The sequence below is a fragment of the Halomonas sp. 3F2F genome (assembly GCF_014897805.1).
Classification (GTDB): Bacteria; Pseudomonadota; Gammaproteobacteria; order Pseudomonadales; family Halomonadaceae; genus Vreelandella.
Genome location: NZ_JABUZE010000072.1, coordinates 1 through 1043, shown reverse-complemented (window position 1 = coordinate 1043; position 1043 = coordinate 1). Strand labels below are relative to the sequence as shown.

Genomic DNA, 1043 nt, shown 5'->3' with positions numbered 1-1043 from the left:
TGCAACTGCTCTGGGCCGAGTACACGGAACGCCACGGCGACAAGGCCTACCGCTACAGCCAATTCTGCCACCACTACCGGCTCTGGCGGGGGCGGCAACGGCGCAGCATGCGCCAGGTTCACCGGGCCGGCGAGAAGGTCTTTATCGATTACTGCGGACCGACCGTGCCGGTGGTGGACCGGAGCACCGGAGAGATGCGTCAGGCCCAGGTCTTTGTCGCCGTGCTTGGCGCCTCCAGCTACACCTTCGCCGAGGCCACCAGGAGCCAGAGCCTGCCGGACTGGATCGCCTCCCACCAACGGATGCTGACGTTCTTCGGCGGGGTGCCGGCACTGCTGGTTCCGGACAACCTCAAGGCAGCGGTCACCAAGGCGGACCGTTACACCCCGAAGATCAACGAGACCTACGCTGAACTGGCTGCTCACTATCAGACGGCGGTGCTGCCCGCGCGTCCCTACAAGCCCAAGGACAAGGCAAAGGCTGAAGCCGCCGTGCTGTTGGTCGAGCGCTGGATCCTGGCCCGGTTACGGCACCAGACGTTCTTCTCTCTGGCCGAGTTGAACGCCGCCATCGCCGCGTTGTTACCAGCGCTGAACCAGCGCCCGTTCCAAGGACGGACAGAGAGTCGTCAAAGCCTGTTCGATGCCCTCGACCGACCGGCACTACGACCACTCCCCGCCACGCCCTACACCTACGCCGAGTGGCGTAAGGCACGGCCGGGTATCGACTATCACATCGAGATCGAGAAGCGGCTATACAGCGTGCCCCACGCCCTGGTGGGGGTGAAGCTGGACGTTCGGGTGACCGACACCTCCGTGGAGGTCATGCACAAAGGGCAGCGAGTGGCGCTACACCCTCGTCATGGTAAGGGCCGCTTCGTCACCCTGACTGAACACATGCCCAAATCGCACCAGGCCCATCAGAACTGGTCACCGGGACGGTTCCTGAACTGGGCCAATGACATCGGCCCCGGCACGCTGGGCGTGGTGCAGAAGCAGCTCAAGGATCGGCCTCATCCGGAACATGGTTACCGCGCCTGCCTG

At 64.2% G+C, this 1043-nt stretch carries 1 protein-coding gene; it reads left to right on the top strand.

Annotation, left to right across the window (positions count from 1 at the left end; translation table 11 throughout):
- The coding region (gene istA / locus INT21_RS08595; RefSeq protein WP_193085072.1) for an IS21 family transposase at positions 1–1043 on the top strand (1043 nt) is incomplete at both ends.